Here is a 21,847-nt window from a genome sequence, read left to right on the forward strand (position 1 = left end):
GAAACCGATTTATGAAAAAAATATTTAAGATAACCTTTTTGGGAATAGCGATAGGTTTGGGAATGACCGCTTGTAATACAAGCCTCGACCTAGCACCTATTAGTAGCATCAGTGACGCTAATTATTGGAAAACAGCCGACCAGTTCGATGCTTTTGTTTCAGGAGTTCATTCAAGACTGAGAAGTCATAATGCCAATATTCAAGCCTTGGGCGAAATGCGCTCTGATATATTTGGTACTGAAGCTAATAGTGCCAGTACCTTCACGGGTGAGGCCACACAAGGCTTAGAAAGAATGTGGCAACATACCCTCGATTTAGACAATTCAGGCGTGAGCAATTTTGGCGGATTTTATACCAATATTGTACAGTTAAATTTATTGATTAGTAAGTTAAATACGACCAATATCGTAAGTACTACCAACAAGAATTACTATTTGGGTATAGCCTACGGAATGCGTGCCTATTACTACTTCCATTTGTATCGCACATGGGGTAGCGTAGTGATTCAGACTGAGCCAGTTTTGTCCATTGATATTGCCAACTTGGCGAAGGAGGCTTCTCCAGAATCAGCAGTGATGGATTTGATAAAATCAGATATTGATAAATCTATTGCTAGTTTTGGCAGCGACTATTCTTTCAGAAATAATAAAGGCTATTGGTCAAAAGCCGCTTCATTGATGCTCAAAGCAGAAGTGTCTTTGTGGAATAGTCAAAGAGGTGGTGGCGTAGCGGATGCTACAACAGCATTGAATGCTTTAAACGAAATCAGAACCAATATCCCAAACCTTACGCTGTTACCAAGTTTTAGCAATGTTTTTGCCTCAAATAATAAAGGTAATAACGAAATCATTTTTGCTATTCGATATGTGTTGAATGAAGCAAGTATGGGTTTTGTATCAAGTAGCTTTGTTCCACAAACAGGCTTGATTTCAAACTTTTATGACTTGAATGGCTCTCGCCAGTTCAATGTTAATGTTGACAACTGGAGTGGCTTATTGCGTGCCCCAGTGCGTATTGCCACATTCAAAAAATTTGATGAAGCTGATACTCGTCGTTTGTCTTCGATTCAGCCAGCTTTTGAGAAGCGTAGCACAGGTTTTGAGCTAGTAGGATGTTTTACCAATAAATTCCAAGGCGAGCAAAATGCAGGCTCACGTGTATATACCAACGATTATCCGATTTATCGTTTTGCTGATTTGTTATTGCTTACTGCCGAAGCGAAAATACTGTTAGGTCAAGATCCTTCTACCGAAATCAATCAGGTGCGTGCTAGGGCTTTTGGTGCTAATTATGTGGCTAGTAAATATGGCTTTCCGAATCAAGCCAGAGATAAAGACCCTAAAAATGCTATCTTAGATGAACGTTTGTTTGAGTTCATTTTTGAAGGAAAACGTTGGTACGACCTTCGTAGATTTGGTAATAGCTATGTTTTTGCCAATACGACTTTATCAAGCAACGAAGCTTACAAAGTGCTATGGCCAATCGATCGTAACTCATTGACAAATAACCGTTCACTGGTACAAACAACGGGGTATCCAAGCTTTTAATTTGAATTAAGAAAACTATAAAAAAGGCAATTATAGAGGTACAAGTGAAAAGATTTTAGTGTGAAACTGTACCTCTATGCCTTTAATTCATTGTCCCAGAAATAAATAATACTAATATGAAAATAGCTCATCTTCAAGGACTTATTGCTGCTCCTTTTACTCCTATGCACTCAAATGGAAGTTTGCATCTGAAATTGATTGAAGAATATTACCATTTGCTCAAATCCAATGGTGTGACAGGTGCCTTTATTTGTGGCTCAACAGGCGAAGGTGTTTCGTTGACGCATACCGAAAAACGAGCGGTTGCACAAGCTTGGGCGAACGCAACTTTAGGTGATCCTGATTTTAAAGTAATGCTCTTTCTGGGTGGTACAAGTATTGCCGATTGTAAAGAGTTGGCGCTATATGCTCAAGAATTAGGCTTGTATGCTATTTCGTTTACTTCGCCCTTTTATTTTAAACCAAGTTCTGTAGAAAAGCTTGCAGAGGTTTGTCAAGAAGTAGCTTCTGTAGTGCCCGAGATGCCTTTTTACTATTACCATATTCCTGTGTTGACTGGGGTAAACTTTGCCATGTATGATTTGTTGAAAGCCATAGATGGAAAAGTACCCAATTTTGCAGGAATCAAATATACGCATGAGGATTTCATGGATTATCAGTCGTGTTTAGAATTTCAAAGTAGGAAATATGATATGCTTTGGGGACGCGATGAAAATATGCTGGCAGCTTTGAGTTTAGGAGCAAAAGGTGCCGTAGGCAGCACCTTCAATTATGCTGCACCTTTGTACCATGATTTGATTGAGGCTTTTGACAAAAATGATTTACCTAAAGCCAGAGCCTTACAAATGCAATCTATCGAAATGATTCGTTTGTTGGGCAAATATGGAGGAATCTCCACTGGAAAAGCCTATATGAAATTGGTTGATATGGATTGCGGAACGTTTAGATTACCCGTTAGAAATATGACAGATTCTCAATTCGAACTTTTCAAGAAGGATGTCGAAGCATTGAATTTCTCTGTATTTTGTTCAAAAATGCATGCTTAAACTATGAAAAATTTACTTATGTCTACGATTATTTCTTGTATGGGATATACCAACGATGTGTTGAGTGATGTACCGCCTCAAATTCAGTGGTCGGTATTACATTCATTGCCAGTAGCTAATGGACATACCAAACAAGCGGGTTTGGCTGGACCAATCGTTGGGGTATCTCAAAATGTGTTGATGATAGCTGGTGGAGCTAATTTTGAAGATGCTTTGCCTTGGGAGGGTGGAAAAAAGAAGTATTTCGATGACATTTATGTATTACGCAAAGATACTAACAAGGCGCTTTTCTGGCATTCTCAAACTTTTCGACTGCCTCAAAAAATGGCTTATACGACCACCGTTCAGTCTTCTCAAGGGCTGATTTGCATCGGTGGCGAAGACCAAGAAGGTTATCGAAAAGAGGTTTTTGTTCTGAAATGGAATCCGCAAAAGGAACAACCAGCCATAGAATCTTTACCTGATTTACCACAAGGAATTAGTAATGCGGCAGCCACCATTGTTCATGATTCGGATATTTATTTGGCTGGTGGCGAAACCCCAACGGGTGTTTCGAATCAGTTACTCAAATTGGATTTGAAACATATATCACTTGGTTGGCAACTCGTTGCAGAGCTTCCTGTGCGTCTTTCACATTCTTTACTGTTTAATCTCAACCATCAATTATATATAGTTGGCGGACGCCAAAGGCAAGCCAATGGCATAAGCGACTTTTACGATTCTTGCTATTCTTTTGATAGTCATAAAAAAGCTTGGACTGCAAAAAAATCTTTGCCTTATGCTATTTCGGCAGGAACTGGGGTTGTAGTAGGCAAAAATCAATGTATGTTATTTGGTGGAGATAAGGGCGAAACTTTTCATCAGGTAGAAATTTTGTTGGCACAAATCGCCCAAGAATCTGACCCTGAGAAGAAGGCTAAACTCATTGCTCAAAAAAATAATCTACAGGTCAATCACCCAGGTTTTAGTCGAGAAATATTACTGTTTGATTCCCAGAAAAATACATGGAAAAAGCTTGGCAAAATTCCTTTTTCTGTGCCAGTAACCACTACGGCTATTACTTGGGATAACAAAGTCATTATTCCTTCAGGCGAAATAAAAGCAGGAGTAAGAAGTGTAGAAATATTAGTAGGAGAAATCAAATAGGGTTTTAGAAGAGGTATTTGTTAGTGATGAGTTATGAATTGTGAGTTGTGAGTTGTCCTTGCCTAAAATAGGTTGCCCTCAAAAATCAACTAATGATGGCAACTTCAAAATCTAAAACTGGGAAAAGTACAAAATACGAGATTCGTCAAAGTCGTATTTTCAGTGAGTCGTTCAAACGAGAAAAAGTCGAAGACATTCTCAACAAAAGGATTAGTATCATCGAATTTTGTAAATTGTGGGATGTAAGTAGCACAAGCGTTTATCGCTGGATTTACCAATATTCTCCCCACTACAAAAAAGGAACTAAGATGATTGTACAACAAGATTCCGAAGAGGCTAAAACCCAGGAGCTACTCAAAAAAGTAGCTGAACTTGAGCGTATCCTTGGGCAAAAACAAATGGAAATTGACTATCAGTCAAAGCTCATTGAGATTGCCTCAAAGGAACTCGACATCGACCTAAAAAAAAGTTTCAAACCGACACTTTAGAGTACTTTCGCCAAAATATTACCCAACATTCTTACCAAATGAAGCATTTATATGCGCTTTGTGGTATTTCCAAACAAGGACATTATCAAATGCTCCGCAGAATCGAAGAATGGAAGGTAAAAGAAAGTCTTTATGTGGGCTTGATGCTCCAAATTAGGGAGATTCACCCTGCTATGGGTCTGAGAACCATGTATGACTATTATCGACCAGAAGGAATCGGACGAGATGCCTTTATCAGCATCGGACTCTACTATGGCTTTAGGGTAAAAGCCTATAGAAACCTCTGTAGGACTACTTTTTCAAGTCCTTACAGTCGTTATAAAAACCTTTTGGTTGATAAAGTCCTCACAGACATTAACCAACTCTGGACGAGTGATATTACCTATTTTAAAGTAAATGATCGGTTTTACTACATCGTTTTTGTCTTAGATGTTTACTCGCGTTTTATCGTTGGATATTCTCTTGCAGATAATATGAGAGCAGAAAACAACATCATTGCTTTAAAAATGGCATTGAAAACTCGGAAACAGAATAAGTTCAAGCATGAGCTTATTCATCATTCAGACAGAGGAAGTCAATACATCAGCGAAGCCTATGTCAGCCTTTTGAATGAGGCTGAAATTAGCATCAGTATGTGTAATGAGGTCTATGAAAATGCGCGGGGACGCCTAGTCACGTTGAAAGAGTGAATGGCACGATTAAAAATCAGTATCTGATTTATAAAAATATTACAAATTTTGACGAATTAGCCACTGAGCTTAAAAAAGCAGTTCACACATACAACCATCAAAGACCACACGCAGCCCTGAAAGGACTAACACCTTTTGCGTTTGAACAGTACATCAAAGAACTAAACAATGAAAACAAACCTAATTTACCCATTTGGACATGTGATTATTCAAAAAACACAAACCCAAATCAAACTATTTTACAATTTTGATTAATTTAACTTGGCTAAAACTCAGGGCAACCTATTTTAGGCAAGGACAAATTTTTAAATTAGTACTGTACGAAGGTTGAGCTTTATCATTAGAATAAAATTGGTGTAGCGGTAACTCTTGCAGTTACCTCATTCAAAATATAAAATATTTGTAAACAAAAGTTGACGCAAAGAACTCAGCACTCATACTTAATTCGTTTGTTCAGTTTTTCATAAAACACAATACCAAAGCTGATATCCGCAATCAGAAATCCAAAATCAATAATCAAAATGTTATCGAATTCCAAAAACTATAAATGGCTTGTTGTAGCGCTACTTTGGGTGGTAGCATTGCTCAACTATCTCGACCGACAGATGCTTTCGACCATGAAAGCAAGTATGCAGGTATCGATTGTTGAGCTTCAGACTGCTACAAATTTTGGGCAATTAATGGCCATTTTTCTTTGGATATATGGGCTTATGAGTCCTATCTCAGGATTGGCTGCCGACCGTATTAATCGCAAATGGATTATTGTCAGTAGCTTGTTTGTATGGTCTGCTGTGACATTATTGATGGGTTTTGCTCAAAATTTTCCTCAATTATTGGCTCTTCGGGCATTGATGGGCTTTAGCGAATCGTTGTATATTCCTGCCGCTTTGTCACTTATCGCCGATTACCATGACTCCAAAAGCCGTTCAATTGCCATTGGCATTCACATGACGGGCTTGTATATAGGTCAATCGCTTGGTGGATTTGGAGCAACGATTGCGGCATCTTTTTCATGGCAGGCAACTTTTCAATTATTTGGTTTTGTCGGTGTGGGATACGCCCTTTTACTAATGGTTTTATTAAAAGAAAATCGAAAAAAAGTAGAAGAGAGTAGTGTTGAATTGTCAGAAAATCAGATAGTTAATAATTTGAAAAGCTTGTTTGGGAATACCGCTTTTATCTTGTTATTACTTTATTTTACGATTCCTAGTTTGTCAGGCTGGGGTATCAAAAATTGGCTTCCTACGCTATTTTCTCAAAGTCTCAATATTGATATGGCTCAGGCTGGTCCGCTGTCTACCATCACTATGGCTTTTTCCTCTTTAGTTGGCGTTCTTGCGGGGGGATATTTATCTGATCGATGGATACAAACGCATATTCGAGGACGAATTTTTGTGAGTGCTATTGGTTTGGGACTCACGATTCCTGCCTTGTTTTTACTCGGTTTTGGTACGGAAGTTTGGCATTTGGTAGGAGCTGCTATCTGTTTTGGGTTAGGATATGGCATGTTCGACGCCAACAATATGCCTATTCTTTGTCAAATCGTTTCCGAAAAACAACGCGGTACTGCCTACGGACTTATGAATATGTGTGGGGTATTCGCAGGAGCATTGATTACCAATATTCTAGGAAAATCTACCGACCAAGGAAATCTAGGATATGATTTAGCGAGTTTGGGAGGCTTAGTTTTTATCGCTTTAGGGATTTTTCTAGCATTAATAAAACCCAAAATAGCAAAGTGAAAATTGGATAGTTATGGACAAAGGGAAGAGCGGTTGATTACCTGATGTGTACATGCTTCATCAAGGTAAGGCTCTCCCTTTTCTTTCAATTTCTAAAAAATATACAATCCAAAATGAACATCCAACGACTTACAACATTAAGAGATTTTTATCAAAAACAATTACTAGAAGATACCATACCCTTTTGGTTTCCTCGAAGTATAGATTGGGAATATGGCGGTTATCTGCTCATGAGAGATCAAGATGGATCGCTCATCGACGATGATAAAGCCGTTTGGATTCAGGGACGAGCCGCTTGGACACTTTCGACTTTGGTAAATACTTTTGGCGAAAATGAAATGTGGCTCAATGGTGCCAAAAACGGGATAGATTTTCTGAACAAACATTGCTTTGATACCGACGGACAGATGTTTTTTCATGTAACTCGGCAAGGCGAAGGTATTAGAAAACGTCGTTACTATTTCTCTGAAACTTTTGCTGTAATTGCTCACGCTGCTTATGCCAAAGCATCGGGTGATGAGGCTGCGGCTCAAAAAGCTCGTGAGTTATTTGGTAAATGTTTGGAGTACGCTACCAATCCAACCTTACTACCAGCAAAGTTTACGAATACGCGCCCAACACGAGGTATAGGTGTGCCGATGATTATGATGAATACCGCCCAGCAACTTCGTGAAACCATTGGTGATGAACGCTGTGATGTTTGGATTGAAACTTGGATTCAGCAAATAGAACAGTATTTTGTCAAAGACGATATTCGCTGTGTGATGGAAAGTGTGGCGCTCGATGGCAGTATTATCGACCATATCGACGGGCGTACTCTCAACCCTGGACATGCGATTGAAGGCGCTTGGTTTATTTTGCACGAAGCTCAATACCGTAACAACGACCCACATCTGATTGAATTAGGTTGTAAAATGCTCGATTATATGTGGGAAAGAGGTTGGGATAAAGAACATGGTGGTATTTTGTATTTTAGAGATGTTTACGACAAACCTGTACAAGAATATTGGCAAGATATGAAGTTTTGGTGGCCACATAACGAAACTATTATTGCCACTTTACTGGCGTACTTGATGACAGGAAATGAAAAATACGCACAGTGGCATCAAATGGTACATGACTATGCCTACCAGCACTTTCATGACCCTATTAATGGTGAATGGTTTGGGTATTTGCATCGTGATGGAAGTCTTGCGCAAACTGCCAAGGGTAATTTGTTTAAAGGGCCTTTTCATTTACCTCGCCAAGAATGGTATTGTTATAAAATTTTGAATGAGTTTTTAGAAAAAAGAGGATAGAATATCAGCGTTAGATATTTAACTATAACTATGAAAAAAATACTAGTAATCATTCTAAGTGTCTTGTTGACAAGTCAATTGTGGGCACAAGTGCCTGTTTTTACCTCAGGACAAGAGGGGCATAAATCTTTTAGAATACCTGCCATAATCGGTTTACCTTCGGGCGAATTATTGGCTTTTGCCGAGGGAAGAGTCAACGGAAGTGGCGATTTTGGCGATATTAATATTGTCCTGAAACGTAGCAAAGACCAAGGAAAAACATGGGGTAATATCGAAGTTGCTATCAATTATGGTTCTCTTCAAGCGGGTAATCCTGCGCCAGTCGTTGACCTTACCGACCCAAAGTATCCGCAAGGACGTATTTTCTTGTTTTATAATACTGGAAATAACCACGAAGGTGAAATTCGGAAAGGCCATGGAATTAGAGAAGTTTGGTTTGTGACCTCTGTTGATGCAGGTCACACGTGGTCGAAGCCTCAGAATATCACCACGCAAGTACATAGACCTAACCAACCGAAGATTAATCCTGCCTATCAGTTTCAGGAAGATTGGCGTTCGTATGCCAATACGCCTGGGCATGCTACACAGTTTTTGAAGGGCAAATACAAAGGGCGCATCTTTGTGGCTGCCAATCACTCGCAGGGCGAACCACAGGCTCATTTTGTAGATTATTTTGCGCACGGGTTTTATAGCGATGACCATGGAAAAACTTTTCATTTGAGCGAAACCATCAACATTGCAGGAGGGAATGAAGCTACAGCAGCTCCTTTGTCAGGCAATAAATTGATGTTTAATGCTCGTAATCAAAAAGGAGATATTCGTCAGCGAATTGTAGCGATTAGTAACGATGGTGGACAACATTGGCACGATACCTATTTTGACCCAAACCTTCCAGATCCTGTATGTCAAGGAAGTATTCTGAGTTTTACAGAAGGTAAAAAGACGATTCTTGCTTTTTGTAATGCCGCAGATACCAAAAATAGAGATAACCTCACTTTAAGAATTAGTTATGACGAAGGAAAAACGTGGGTGAAAAATTGGGTTATCGACAAAGCCGAAGCAGGGCATTCACGCGACAATGTCGCCTATTCGGATATTGTGCAAGTGGGAAAAGACCAAATTGGAATTTTGTATGAAAAAGACAATTACAAACAAATCATTTTTCATACTGTGTCATGGAAGTAAAAGTGATTGGCAAAATCCCGTGAAATGGATGTTTACAGTTTTGCCATTTTTTGAGTAATCAATCATGAAAAAATATCTTTTTACCAAATTGCTGTGCTTGAGTCAATTGGCGCAAGCACAGCTTGAATTACCCGCTATTTTTAGCGATAATATGGTATTGCAGCAGAAAATGGCTATTCCTGTTTGGGGAAAATCATGTCGAGCTTGTGAGGTGAACGTTTCGTTTGATGGTTTTTCCCTAAAAACTAAAACAGATAAGAATGGTCATTGGAAAGCCAATATGCCTGCTCATACTGCGGGTGGTCCTTTTCAATTACTGGTTACCTCTCAAAAGCAGCGACTAGTTTTTCAAAATATTCTAGTGGGCGAAGTGTGGCTTTGTGCTGGTCAGTCCAATATGGAATTTCGTTTGGAACAAACCAAAAATGCTAAACAAGAAATATCTCAAGCAGATAATGTTCAAATTCGATTGTTTCGCATGACACCCCGTGCTGCGGCTCGTCCCTTGGCTAAGGTGGTATTTAGTGATAGTCTTTTGTCTGATTTACAAGCAGGTAAGTTTTATGAGCCTACGAACTGGCAACTATGTACGCCCGAAACGGCTGCTAAATTTTCAGCGGTGGGTTATTATTTTGGTAAACAATTACAGCAAAAGCTCAATGTACCAATTGGGCTAATTTGTAATGCCGTTGGCGGTACTACTACCCAAGCTTATATCGATTCGGCAAGTTTGGCTTCGCATCCTCAATTACAGCAGTTTGTGGAGAAAGATTGGTTACAAAAAGCCCAAGATATTCATCCTTGGGTATTGGAGAGAAGCAATGAAAATTTGGCTCTTGTGTTACAAGATGCTACGCCCAATCGTAAATTATTACATCCATTTGCAGGTTCTTTTTTGTTTAATAATGGCATAAAACCTCTAGCGCCCTTTGCCATCAAAGGCGTGATTTGGTATCAGGGTGAATCCAATGCCACACATCCCGAAATTCACAAGCCTTTGTTTGAGGCTTTGGTAAAAAGCTGGCGAAAAACATGGAATCAAGGGGATTTTCCTATTTATACAGTCCAGCTTCCTGCTATTGCTAATCGTTCTGGTTGGCCTGCTTTTCGTGCAAGTCAGTTTGAGTTGAGTCAAAAAATCAACAACGTTGGAATGGTTGTGAGCATCGACACAGGGGATTCCTTGGATGTTCACCCGACTGATAAAAAGCCTATTGGCGAGCGACTGAGTTTATTAGTTTTGGCCAAAACCTATCAGTTATCCCTTGATTATTCAGGACCTATTTTTAAAGAATATCAGCAAAAAGGAAATACTATTGAACTTAGTTTTGACTTTGCTAGACAACTGCAAACCAGTGATGGATTAAATCCCAGAGGCTTTATCTTACAAGGATTTAATCTAGGAGGAACAGAAGCATCTTTCTTTTATCCTGAAAAAATAACGCTCTTTTCTGATAAAATAATCCTTACCTTGCCTTCGGATAAACAGGTTACCCAAATCAATTATGCATGGCTTCCTAATCCAAAATGTAATATTGTCAACGAGGCTAATTTACCATTGATGCCATTTAAAATAGAATTAAATGGGAATTTTTAAAACGGATTTTACGATAAACGAACATATTTAACATTTCATCTATGAAAATCAGATTTGCAATAGGCTGTGTATTCGGCCTATTTTTTGCCTTTATGGCACAGGCTCAACAAGTAAAGTATCGTTTTCCAGATTCTTTATTTTCAACCTATTACCATCAAAGAGTAGCTCTTTTTAAAGTTTTGCCCAAAACCTCAAAAGATATCATTATGTTGGGCAATAGTATTACCGACGGCGGAGAATGGGCTGAAATGTTTCAAAATCCTCATATTAAAAACAGAGGTATCAGTGGCGATATTAGCGCAGGAGTATTGAACAGGATCGATGAAGTAGCTGAAAGAAAGCCAGCCAAAGTATTTTTGTTAATAGGCACAAATGATTTGGCAAGAGGTATTTCACCTGATAGTGTGGCCAAAAATATTCGTCAGATTGTGGCAATTTTGCATGAAACATCGCCTAAAACGCAGATTTTTGTACAAAGTATTTTTCCTGTGAATGAATCTTTCAAGAAATTCGGGGGGCATACTAGCAAAAAAGCTGAAATCATTCAAGTAAATCAGTCTTTGAAAAGTTTGAGCGAATCAATACCATTTGTCTACGTTGATGTATATACAAGTTTGGTAGACGAAACAGGTCGCATGAATCCAAAATTTACCAATGATGGACTTCATTTGTTAGGAGAGGGATATTTAGCATGGAAAAAAGTGATAGAAAAGTATCTCAAGTAGAAATTAATAATAGCTCATTTATATGTTGTCCGAAGAGAAAATTTATAACTATCTAAATAAACGTTGTGTACCTCAACATCCCGATTTTATATTGGTATTGGGAAGCAGTGATATGCGTGTACCGAAGTTTGCGGCTGAATATTTTTTACAAAATCCTGTAAGTTATATCGTCGTTTCAGGTGGTTTGGGAAAAGTCACCAATGAAATCTGGACGGAGACAGAAGCACAAAAGTTTTCCCAAGTCATGATAGATTTGGGCGTTCCATCTGAGAAAATTTATTTAGAAGAAAAGGCCTCTAACACAGGTGAAAATATACTTTTTTCCAAAAAAATTATCGAACAATATGACTTACCGTATCGTGAAGGTTTATTAATAGCCAAACCTTATATGACTCGCCGAGCTTATAATACTGCTTCCCAACAGTGGACTGAGGTAAAATGGTCGACCGCAGCCGAACCACTGACTTATCATGAATATTTAGAATTGGTAGACGATCAAGAAACCTTTATTCACTTGATTGTCGGTGATTTGCAACGTATAAAAGTATATGGAGAATTGGGCTTTCAAATTCCAGAACAAGTTCCTGAAGATGTTTGGTCTGCATTTGAAGAGTTAGTCAAAAGAGGGTATAATCGATATGTTTTCCGTCAAGAAAGTAGGTGAATTATGTAACATTACTACCAAACTTCACCAGTAATGGAATGACAATAAAGTGGTTAGTCTCTTTTCCTTTTCTGATGACTTTATCGAAAACTGCTTTTACTTTTTGACTCCTACTGCAAGACAGATTGGATTAAAGTCGAGTTCTCTTGAAATATCGCTGAATGAAAAGCTCAAATCGGCATCGATTCGTTTCTTAATAAGCCAAGAGTGAGAATTTTGGTTATTAGAAATTTGTAGAATAAAATATAATGGCTATGGCATGCTAAGAATAAAAAACGCTGAATTGATAAACCAACTCATTGACCAGGTGTATCAGTTCAGCAGAATGTACTGGAAGAGTGTAAGCCAGCAGAACCTGCCGGTTACGATCAAGTACCCCGAAATGGTGGCCGAGATTTTCCCTCATTTCCAACACGATAAACTACCCGACTTTGGCAGGGAAAGCCTTTGGTTCTTATAAAATATTTTATTTTATGAAACATAAGTTTAGTAAATATCTAAATCAGCCTTATCCATTTTCTGTACTAGAAAATAACACGAAAAGGAACATATTTTTTTCTCTTTTTGTTACTGCCTTTTTGTTAATTTTTAAACCCTTTGGTTTATCTGTTTACGGATATGAACGCAGTTATATCATTATAGGTTACGGGCTTATCATTTGGCTAACATTGCTTTTTACTGATTTTATTGCTTATAGATTTTTTAAAAGTATTTTTTCTGAAAAAAAATGGACAGTAGCATCCCAGATCATTTGGGCTATAACGCAATTATGTATCATTGGTATTACCTGTTTTTCTTATGCTATTGCAATTGATGCATTTCCCCAAAATATATCGAGCTTTCTTAAAATAGAGTCTTATGTTCTATTGTGTTCCATAATCCCAATAATTATTATTGTACTAGTAAAACAAAACTACTTGCTTCGTCAAAATTCTCAAGAAGCTCTAATATTGGATAATGAATTACATCAAAGCAAAAATGCAAATAGTGAATATCAAGAGTCCAATAAAATTGTTTTTACTGGCGATAATCAGAATGAGCAGTTGGCACTCAACTCAGATGATATAGTTTATATTACCTCACAAGACAATTATTTTGAAATAGTTTGGCAGGAAAACGATAAAGTAAAAAAACAACTTTTTCGAGGTACACTTTCTAAAGCTGAGGAAACGGTACAATCATTCCCCTTTTTATTTCGTAGTCATAGAGCTTATATCGTTAACCTCAAAAAAGTAGCATCCATAGACGGAAATGCTCAGGGATATCGTCTTAAATTAAATGTTACTTCTGAGGTTGTTCCCGTTTCCCGCAGTAAAGGGCCATCCTTATATCAGCTTTTACAAACGATTACTTAGTCAAATCGTGCAATTCATCCCTGTATGTTTGTATTCCATCCCAATGCTTGTAATTCATCCCAAATTATTGATAATCAACCCTCTAATTTGGATACCCCTAAGAGGGCAAAATATTTTTGCATCGTAATCATTCGTCAACTTAAAAAGTTTACGCCGTGCAAAAATCAATTTTCAGTAAAAAAATCACTTTACTATTTTTAAGTGCTGTAGCTACATTATTATTAGGTAGATATTTTCAACTATCATTTCTGTTATTTCTTTTTCCTGTTTTTGCAATAAGATATTTAAGAAATCAGGAACTACTAAAAGGTTTTTTATTACTATTTGCAGGAAGCCTTACGGCAATTCTTATTTCATTTTGGGGTATTGCAGCTCATATGTTTAGCTCAAATGCTGTATTTGTTGTAGTGATGGCTGTTTCTACTTTAATTGGTTTGATGCCCATTTTATTAGATGCCTGGTTATTCAAAAAAGGGTTCAATCAGTTATGGCTTATTAGCATTTATCCATTTTCTAAAATTTTCCTCGAATACATTGGTTCTGCAAATAGTCCTTTTGGCATTTGGGGTTCGCAGGCAAGCTTACTAGCAGGTTGGGAACCACTTAATAATATTGTCGCTTATGGTGGCATTTGGGCTCTATCCTTACTAGTGTCATTTTTCTCTTCGATTTTAGTTTACCTACTTCAAAATAGACCTAATAACAATAAATCAAAGTCATTAATGCTTAGCTATGGCTTGGTTGTGGCTGTAATAGCCATTTGGGGAGCGAAGGACATTAAAAAGTATAATCCACAAGAAAAAGTAAAAGTTGCAGTGGTTTTGGCAAATGACAGCCTTAGAACCGAACCTGTTAATAGAATCTACCATCATTTATTAAACCAAAAAATACAAACAGTTTCTGCAACTGATTCAATGTATTACCACAATGCTTTTGAACTATCTAATACTGAATTATTAAATCAAGCTGTAAAAGCTGCCGATAGTGGAGCTAAAATTATTTTTTGTGCCGAAGGAAACGTTGTGTTAATGAAAAATGATGAGCAGGCATTTATAGAATCGGTTAAAAAAATAGCAAAAGAGAAGTTGGTTTATATAGGAATTGCAGCCGAAGTATTTAGTGCTGATCAACCTAAACCGGTTGAGAATAAAATTATTTTCATACGTCCTGATGGTAGTATTGGTTTTGAATATTTCAAACATTATCCTATTGGTATTGAAAAAGATTTAATGGTGGTTGGCGATGGAAATATTCCGGTATGCAATACTGAATATGGAAAAATATCGGCAGTAATTTGCTTTGATACAGACTTTATTACTTATGCCCGAAAAGCAGGTAGCCTAAGTCCTGATATTTTGTTTGCACCATCAAACGATTGGGAAGCAATTGCAGTATTAAGAGGTAAAATTACCCGTTATAGAGCCTTAGAAAATGGTTTTACATTGGTTCGTCCTACATCACACGGAGTTACAGAAATGGTTGCACCTAATGGCAAGTTAATCTTTGCAAATAATTATTTCCAGAATCCAACCCGTGTTTTATTGGCCGATGTGCCTTCAAAAAATAAAACAACTGCTTATATAAAATGGGGCGATTGGCTGCCAAAATTGGCTGCAATAATGTTGGTGATTTTATTAGTAACCTATTTTATAAAATCTAAAAGAAAAATGAGCAATAACAATACGCTACTCTTTTGTATGGCAATACTTTTTTGCCTTCCTGTAATGTCTATGGCACAAAATAATAATAGTATAGATACAACTAAAAAAGGTCCTACTTCAAGAATCAAAAAATCAAAAACAGTGTTGTTTCCTGCTATTTCATATGCACCTGAAACCAATCTTGCTTTAGGGGTATCTGCTATGCATTTTTATAAGCAATCAGGCAATGCTACTCTTTCAAATATTAGTTGTAATCTACTGTACACTTTTAATAAGCAATTCATTAATGAACTCAATGTTGTTCACTATACATCCAATAATAATTATCTTTTTAAAGCAGCTTTTGCATTCAATAAATTCCCGGAAAATTTTTATGGTATTGGTAATAAAACTGAAGAACAAAATCAGGTGACAATATCATACAATGCAGTAAAGGCAGATATTTCAACACTTAAAAAAATACATACCAATACTTATTTCGGACTGTATTATTCTTATGCTAACTATTATAATATATACGCTGACAATACGAATTCAAATTTGCTTGATACATTAAACGGAGGTAAAAATAATATCAAGTCTGGCTTAGGTTTTGAAGTATTGTACGATTCAAGAGACAACATCAACAATAGTTCGAAAGGGTATTATGCTTCCTTGAAAACAAGTTGGATGAATAAAGCATTAGGTTCAAGTACCAATTATTTCTCTGTTGATGCAGATGTGAGAAAATATCGTCAGTTGAAATCTGGAGCAATATTGGCTTTGCAAGGTGTAGCTAAAATTAAAGAAGGCGAAGTGCCTTTTACACAGCTTTCTTATTTAGGTGGCAATAATATAATGAGAGGATTTTATGCAGGGCGTTTTCGTGATAATGATTTGATAGCATTTCAAGCTGAATACAGAAGGCATTTGTGGCGTCAATGGGGCTTTGTATTATTTGCAGGTACAGGTAAAGTAGGCAGCTCAATAGAGGAAATAAATACCAAAGAGTTGCAACATTCTTTAGGTTTTGGTTTCAGAAGAACCATCAGTAAACAACAAAAATTGAATTTACGTATTGATGTAGGTTATGGTAATGGACAATGTAATTTTTATGTAAATATTGGTGAAGCTTTCTAAATTTTTAAAACTATATTTTATGGCACGAAAACTAATAATCATTGTTGCTTTTTTCAATGCAACATTAATGGTTAATGCTCAAGAAGCATTTGATTCTGTTAATTATGCTAACAGGTACAATCAATTATTCCCGGCATTTAATAACAGTCATTCTGTGAGTAAGCAATTATCAAGAACTGAAAAAATTGCGGGGCTTAGTACTTTTTGGAGCGAAGCAAAATTTGGTTTTGCCAACTTTGATTTAGTGCCTAGTTTAAATTGGGATTCAGCTTATTTAGCTTTCATTCCCAAAGTTGAAGCAACAAAAACAGTTAGCGGTTATTACAAGGTTTTGAAACAGTTTAATCAGCTGTTAAAAGATGGGCATAGCCGAATTATGGAACCTCAATATTTATTTGAACAGTCAACTTTTTCAGTACCGCTACAAGTAAAATGTATTGAAGGAAAAGCCATTATTACTGCATTGTTAGAAAATAAAAATCTGCCATTATCTGTTAAAGTTGGTAATGAAATTATAGCAGTTGATGATGTGCCAGTTCAGCAATTTATTAGAAACAAAATTTCACCATTTATTAAATTCTCAACCTCACAGGATAGCATTGCACGTATATATAGTTATGAGTTACTTAGCGGTGCTAAAAACAGTAAAGTGCAACTCACTTTAAAAGACAATAATGGTGTGCAGCAGCAATACATTCTTTCTAGAACGAGAGATTTAAATGAAATAACACCTGTAACTTTTACTTGGTTAAAAGACAGTATAGCTTATATTTCTATAAATAGTTTCATCAGTAGTAAAACCCCTGAACAATTTGATAGTTTATTCAATGTTATAGCTGTTTCAAGAGGGCTAATAATTGATGTTAGAAACAATCGTGGTGGAAATAGTAATAACGGCTATGAAATATTAGGAAGGCTAACTGACACAGCCTTTGCTACAAATCAAAGTATTTTTCACAAATATAATCCTGCACAACGTTCATGGGGTAATCCAGCTAATGAAATTGAAAAAAACCAGTTTTGGTGGAAGCCATATAAAAAAGATACTTATAAAAAGCCTGTGGTATTGCTAACTGGTGCATTGACCTATTCTGCCGCAGAAGATTTTACAGCAGCATTTAAGTGTATGAAAAGAGGTCTTGTTATAGGTGAGAAAACAGGTGGAAGTACTGGTAATCCAATGGCATTTGCGTTACCAGGTGGTGGTATTGGCTTTGTTTGTTCTAAAAGAGATTTGATGCCCGATGGAACAGAATTCGTAGGAAAAGGCATTAGCCCCAATATCGAAATAGCCGAAAAAATCGAAGAAATAAAAGGGGGGAAAGATGTTGTCCTTGCAAGAGCTATTCAGTCAATTACTCAATTAATAAAATAAACGATCATTTTATGAAATACTTAATCTCAGTAATTTTTTCACTAACAATTTCTTTCACAATGGCACAGCAAAACGGAATAATCAGAAAAAATTTAGACACTGTAATAATGAATCAAATAGTTTCAAAAGTTGAAGTACAAGAAATTACATTTCCACCTAATCAGGTTGCACCAAAGCATTTGCATCCTTGTCCTGTAGTGGGTTATATCAAGTCAGGGGCAGTACTTTTTCAAATAGAAGGCAAAGAGCCTGTTATACTTAAAGAAGGTGATTCCTTTTATGAACCAAAGAACTCAAATATTATTCATTTCGACAATGCTTCGAAAGATAAGCCAATGACTTTTATCGCTTTCTATATAAAAGAAGCAAATGAAGAAAATGTAAAGTTGGTACAATAGTATAATTAACCATTGTGTTTTAAGCATTTTTATTGTTAGACTATTAAATCAAAATTAATTATGCCATTTGTTCGTATTAGTCTTCCTGATTCGTTAACGGATGTTACAAAAGAAAACATATCAATATCTGTACATCAATCATTAATGCAGGAATTTAATATACCCGAAAACGATTTTTTCCATGTAATAGAAGAGTTAAAACCTAATCAAATAAAATTCCCTAAACATTATTTAGGAGTATCTCATACTTCAGATATTGTATTCATTCAGATTATTGCAGGAAAAGGACGCACAGTAGAACAAAAAAGAGGCTTGTATAAAGAAATTGCAAGAAGAATTACGAGTACAACATCTATTACTAAAAACAATATTATTATAGTGCTTGTCGAAAATGAAGGTAAGCAAAATTGGTCCTTCGGAAACGAAGAAATACAGGAACCTAAACATTTATTCAAATGAATATATCAAATATATGCCGTTGCTTAAATAATGCAGTAGTAGACGAAAATGTAGGCATAAAATTAGCCTTTTTAACAGGTAATGAAAAAATGTCTGTGTTTGCAATCGAATTGGCAATTGAACAATCTATTCCTGCTCACTACCATAAACAAGATATAGAAACCTATTATATTCTCGAAGGTTCTGGTACTGTTTATAAAGGAAATCTTGAGAATGAAAAGACAAACTGGAATACGGAAATAATTGTGAATCAGGGCGATTGCTTTACAATTTATCCCAACGAAGTTCACAGGTTTAAAAACACATCAAATACAAAGCTTCGTATTCTTGGTACAGCACCGCTGAGCCATAGTCTGTACGACAGATATTTTGTTGAATAGAAATGAGCCAATCTTCTAAGAAACACTAATAATAAATCAACTTAAATACATACAAAAGTTAAAAATATTAAACATGACAGATAAGACCATCTATCAAAATGCACCGGAATATTGTCATTATTATTTCGACCTAGTTGAAACAGATGACTTAATCGCAGAACTAGAAAAAAGTTATTATGAAACACTAAAGTTATTGAGTGTAATTACACCCCACAATGAAAACTATAGCTATCAGGCGGATAAATGGTCAATAAAGGAGGTTGTAAGACATATTATTGACTGTGAAAGGGTTTTCGCATATAGAGCATTTCGTTTTTCAAGATTTGATGAAACACCACTATCTGGCTTCGATGAAAATAAATACATAAATAGTCTTAAAGGCGTTGATATAAATCTAACTGGGCTAAAAGATGAATTCGAAGATGTTAGAAAATCTACATTGACCATGTTTAAAGCAATGACAAATGATATGTTAGATTTTAAAGGTAGAGCTAACAATGTTTATTTTACTACAAGGTCTCTCGGATTTATGATTGTTGGTCATACTATTCATCATACCAATTTTTTACAAAAAAATTATTTAAAATGTTAGAACCTGATAACATCATTATAGCTAGTGTTTATATGATGAAGTTTTGACATTAACGTGATTCAATCATACCTTAAAATTAAAAAATCAATAAAACTTAATTTATGTTCATTATCCAACTAACTTATACTAAGTCATTAAGAGAAGTAGATAATTTTCTTGCAGAGCATAAACAATACCTGCAAAAATATTATGATAGAGATATATTCTTATTGTCTGGTCGTAAAAATCCACGAACTGGTGGTGTCATCTTAGCTAATGCAAAAGACAAAGCAATTATTGAACAAATAATAACAGAGGATCCATTTCATAAAAATGGTGTAGCAGAATATACAATTATTGAATTTTTGCCTACTATGGCAGGCAACTCTTTGAAGCACTTAATATAATCGAAATGAGAAAGCTTCATAACAGATATTTATATTTTTCAATATTATTGCTAACATTCCAACTAGTTAATGCACAGCAAAGTGATACCATCAACATTACAGCTTCAAATATCAAACTCAATGAATTAAAATTCACAAAAGCTTGCTATTTAGTCTATAATACGAAGACAAAAAATAGTCCAGCTGAAGGAATTTACATGGTCAATATAAATGTCACCAAATCCATTTATAAACAACAACCTGCTGTTATAATAAACCAACAATGGGATGGTAAGGATACAATTATACACCAAGCATATACTGTTTTAAAAAAAACAGATTTATCCACCCGTTTTCATTCAATATATTGGCGTGGTCTTAAATATTCTGCCAAGTTTGATTTTGATGAAAGAAATATTTCTTTTCAAGGAGTAATTGCAGATAGTAATAAACAAAAAATAACTACGGCATTCAATGAGTCATTTGAGACATACAATCTAAACTGGCATTCTGATTTATTTGTTTTCACTTGTTTGCCTTACAAAACTTTTAGAACATTTAGAATAAACTTTTTTGATCCTGGTTTTGGTAGACCAAGTCAGGAATTTTATACTGTCATTGGTAGTGATGCACTAAAAATTTCTAATAGGAGGATTCATTGTTGGGTAATGCAAAGAACAGGTAAATCGGCAGGTAGTTATCAAAAATTTTGGATAGATAAGAAAACAAAGCTTGTCATCAAAGAAGAAGACTTCTCTAACAATGGCTATCGATTTAAACTAAAAGTAGAAGTTGACGAAAATGCCTAACAAAATCCAGGAAAATATTTGTTATATAAATTGGTAATTAATTAAAATTATGCAAATGAAAGCGTTAATCTTTAATCAAAAAGGAGCAACAGATCAAATTTTAGAATACAGTGAAGTAGTTCTTAATAATAGATCATCGAATGAAGTAACAGTTAAATTATTAGCTAGTCCTATTAACCCTGCTGATTTTATGTTTATTGAAAAATCATACAGAATTGAACCTGTATTTCCCCAAATCGCAGGTTTCGAAGGTGCAGGTTTAATTATAGACAATGGAGGAGATGAAAATTATCCAATAGATGCACTTGTGGCATTTCGCCACAAAAATGTATGGGCAGAGTTTGTCAACGTTCCAAAAGATAAAATAATAATGCTACCCCAGCACATGCCTATCGAAAAGGCTGCTCAGCTTTCATTAAACCCTATTACAGCATGGGCGTTACTAGAATTATCTGAAGCTAAAAAAGGTGAATGGATAATTCTTTCTGCCGCAAATTCAGCTTTATGTAAGTTAATAATCCAGTTCGCAAAAAGTAGAAGTATTAAAACCCTGGCAATTATTAGAAATGAACACGAAGCAAATGCAGTATTGGAGTTAGGTGCAACAGAGTTTATTATCGATAAAACAAATAATTTCGAAAATAAAATGACTGCTCTTACAAATGGCGAAACAATAGCTGCATTCCTAGATGCTGTTGGAGGTGAACTTGCTACTAAAGTCATAAATGTAATTTCTAAAAACGGAAGAATCATACACTATGGGTTATTTAGTGAAGACCTCGTTTCTTATCACAACAGTTCTATAATATTTCGAAACTTACATATTATGGGTTTTGGTATAGATGCTTGGTTGGAATCCAAAACAAAAGAAGAGTTGCAAATAATTTGGGATTCAATTATTGATGCTTTGAACAATTCCGATTTCAAAATGGAAGTTATTTCAAAACATTCTTTAGAAGATTACAAAAATGCTATTACAAATAGTAAATCTGGCAAGTCTGGCAAAGTACTCTTCTGGCTCAATTAATGAAATCGTTGCTATAATTAAGCAATGAAAATTATTTATACTTTACAGATATATGCAAAAATTAGTTCTTGAATCGTAATACTTAATTCTTTATGATAAAGTCTTTAAAATCTTCAGTGATTATAGGGGCATCACCCAAATTTCGGGGAAATTCGCCACTAAAATAGTTTAATCAACTGA

Annotated in this window: 22 protein-coding genes; all 22 read left to right on the forward strand. The window is 35.8% G+C overall.

Annotated elements, in window-relative coordinates:
• Window positions 1–11: 11 nt before the first annotated feature.
• On the forward strand, window positions 12–1,547 hold the full coding sequence (gene nanU, locus ACOVQ4_RS18715) for a SusD family outer membrane lipoprotein NanU (RefSeq protein WP_421822132.1): 1,536 nt from the start codon (window positions 12–14) through the stop codon (window positions 1,545–1,547).
• A 116-nt stretch (window positions 1,548–1,663) separates the two neighbouring features.
• Complete coding sequence (locus tag ACOVQ4_RS18720; protein ID WP_421822133.1) at window positions 1,664–2,593, forward strand: dihydrodipicolinate synthase family protein; 930 nt, start codon at window positions 1,664–1,666, stop codon at window positions 2,591–2,593.
• 3 nt (window positions 2,594–2,596) lie between these two features.
• The gene (locus ACOVQ4_RS18725) at window positions 2,597–3,739 is read left to right on the forward strand and encodes a Kelch repeat-containing protein (RefSeq protein ID WP_421822134.1); all 1,143 of its coding nucleotides are present in this window, start codon (window positions 2,597–2,599) and stop codon (window positions 3,737–3,739) included.
• Window positions 3,740–3,831: 92 nt separating this feature from the next.
• On the forward strand, window positions 3,832–4,227 hold the full coding sequence (locus ACOVQ4_RS18730) for a transposase (RefSeq protein ID WP_421822135.1): 396 nt from the start codon (window positions 3,832–3,834) through the stop codon (window positions 4,225–4,227).
• A 38-nt stretch (window positions 4,228–4,265) separates the two neighbouring features.
• Complete coding sequence (locus ACOVQ4_RS18735) at window positions 4,266–4,916, forward strand: transposase (RefSeq protein WP_421822136.1); 651 nt, start codon at window positions 4,266–4,268, stop codon at window positions 4,914–4,916.
• Window positions 4,913–5,167, forward strand: a complete 255-nt coding sequence (locus ACOVQ4_RS18740; RefSeq protein ID WP_421822137.1) for an integrase core domain-containing protein — start codon at window positions 4,913–4,915, stop codon at window positions 5,165–5,167. Before ACOVQ4_RS18735 ends, ACOVQ4_RS18740 begins: the two co-directional genes overlap by 4 nt.
• A gap of 270 nt (window positions 5,168–5,437) precedes the next feature.
• Window positions 5,438–6,658, forward strand: coding sequence for an MFS transporter (locus tag ACOVQ4_RS18745; RefSeq protein WP_421822138.1), 1,221 nt, complete (start codon window positions 5,438–5,440; stop codon window positions 6,656–6,658).
• Window positions 6,659–6,771: 113 nt separating this feature from the next.
• The gene (locus tag ACOVQ4_RS18750; RefSeq protein ID WP_421822139.1) at window positions 6,772–7,956 is read left to right on the forward strand and encodes an AGE family epimerase/isomerase; all 1,185 of its coding nucleotides are present in this window, start codon (window positions 6,772–6,774) and stop codon (window positions 7,954–7,956) included.
• Window positions 7,957–7,986: 30 nt separating this feature from the next.
• Window positions 7,987–9,141 (forward strand): sialidase family protein, encoded by a 1,155-nt coding sequence (locus ACOVQ4_RS18755; protein WP_421822140.1) that lies wholly within the window; start codon window positions 7,987–7,989, stop codon window positions 9,139–9,141.
• A gap of 64 nt (window positions 9,142–9,205) precedes the next feature.
• Entirely contained in the window at window positions 9,206–10,738 is a 1,533-nt protein-coding gene (locus ACOVQ4_RS18760) for a sialate O-acetylesterase (protein ID WP_421822141.1), read from the forward strand.
• 41 nt (window positions 10,739–10,779) lie between these two features.
• Window positions 10,780–11,463, forward strand: a complete 684-nt coding sequence (locus ACOVQ4_RS18765) for a GDSL-type esterase/lipase family protein (RefSeq protein ID WP_421822142.1) — start codon at window positions 10,780–10,782, stop codon at window positions 11,461–11,463.
• A gap of 22 nt (window positions 11,464–11,485) precedes the next feature.
• Window positions 11,486–12,127 (forward strand): YdcF family protein, encoded by a 642-nt coding sequence (locus ACOVQ4_RS18770; protein WP_421822143.1) that lies wholly within the window; start codon window positions 11,486–11,488, stop codon window positions 12,125–12,127.
• Window positions 12,128–12,558: 431 nt separating this feature from the next.
• Window positions 12,559–13,482 carry a LytR/AlgR family response regulator transcription factor gene (locus tag ACOVQ4_RS18775; protein WP_421822144.1) on the forward strand — a complete coding sequence of 308 codons (924 nt, stop codon included), beginning with the start codon at window positions 12,559–12,561 and terminating at the stop codon, window positions 13,480–13,482.
• A 155-nt stretch (window positions 13,483–13,637) separates the two neighbouring features.
• Window positions 13,638–16,262 (forward strand): BamA/TamA family outer membrane protein, encoded by a 2,625-nt coding sequence (locus ACOVQ4_RS18780; protein ID WP_421822145.1) that lies wholly within the window; start codon window positions 13,638–13,640, stop codon window positions 16,260–16,262.
• A 19-nt stretch (window positions 16,263–16,281) separates the two neighbouring features.
• On the forward strand, window positions 16,282–17,637 hold the full coding sequence (locus tag ACOVQ4_RS18785) for a S41 family peptidase (RefSeq protein WP_421822146.1): 1,356 nt from the start codon (window positions 16,282–16,284) through the stop codon (window positions 17,635–17,637).
• A gap of 11 nt (window positions 17,638–17,648) precedes the next feature.
• A complete protein-coding gene (locus ACOVQ4_RS18790) occupies window positions 17,649–18,035 on the forward strand; it encodes a cupin domain-containing protein (protein ID WP_421822147.1) in 387 nt (128 codons plus the stop codon).
• Between the two features lie 60 nt (window positions 18,036–18,095).
• Window positions 18,096–18,494 (forward strand): tautomerase family protein, encoded by a 399-nt coding sequence (locus ACOVQ4_RS18795; protein ID WP_421822148.1) that lies wholly within the window; start codon window positions 18,096–18,098, stop codon window positions 18,492–18,494.
• Window positions 18,491–18,874 (forward strand): cupin domain-containing protein, encoded by a 384-nt coding sequence (locus tag ACOVQ4_RS18800; protein WP_421822149.1) that lies wholly within the window; start codon window positions 18,491–18,493, stop codon window positions 18,872–18,874. The genes ACOVQ4_RS18795 and ACOVQ4_RS18800 overlap by 4 nt, the downstream gene beginning before the upstream one ends.
• 73 nt (window positions 18,875–18,947) lie before the next feature.
• Window positions 18,948–19,466 carry a DinB family protein gene (locus ACOVQ4_RS18805; protein ID WP_421822150.1) on the forward strand — a complete coding sequence of 173 codons (519 nt, stop codon included), beginning with the start codon at window positions 18,948–18,950 and terminating at the stop codon, window positions 19,464–19,466.
• A gap of 101 nt (window positions 19,467–19,567) precedes the next feature.
• Window positions 19,568–19,852, forward strand: a complete 285-nt coding sequence (locus tag ACOVQ4_RS18810; protein WP_421822151.1) for a YciI family protein — start codon at window positions 19,568–19,570, stop codon at window positions 19,850–19,852.
• Window positions 19,853–19,857: 5 nt separating this feature from the next.
• Window positions 19,858–20,640: a hypothetical protein gene (locus tag ACOVQ4_RS18815; protein ID WP_421822152.1), complete on the forward strand. Its 783-nt coding sequence runs from the start codon at window positions 19,858–19,860 to the stop codon at window positions 20,638–20,640.
• A 55-nt stretch (window positions 20,641–20,695) separates the two neighbouring features.
• Window positions 20,696–21,667: a zinc-dependent alcohol dehydrogenase family protein gene (locus ACOVQ4_RS18820; protein ID WP_421822153.1), complete on the forward strand. Its 972-nt coding sequence runs from the start codon at window positions 20,696–20,698 to the stop codon at window positions 21,665–21,667.
• Window positions 21,668–21,847 lie beyond the last annotated feature (180 nt).

The organism is Flectobacillus sp. (assembly GCF_049240685.1).
In the GTDB taxonomy this organism is placed as follows: domain Bacteria; phylum Bacteroidota; class Bacteroidia; order Cytophagales; family Spirosomataceae; genus Flectobacillus.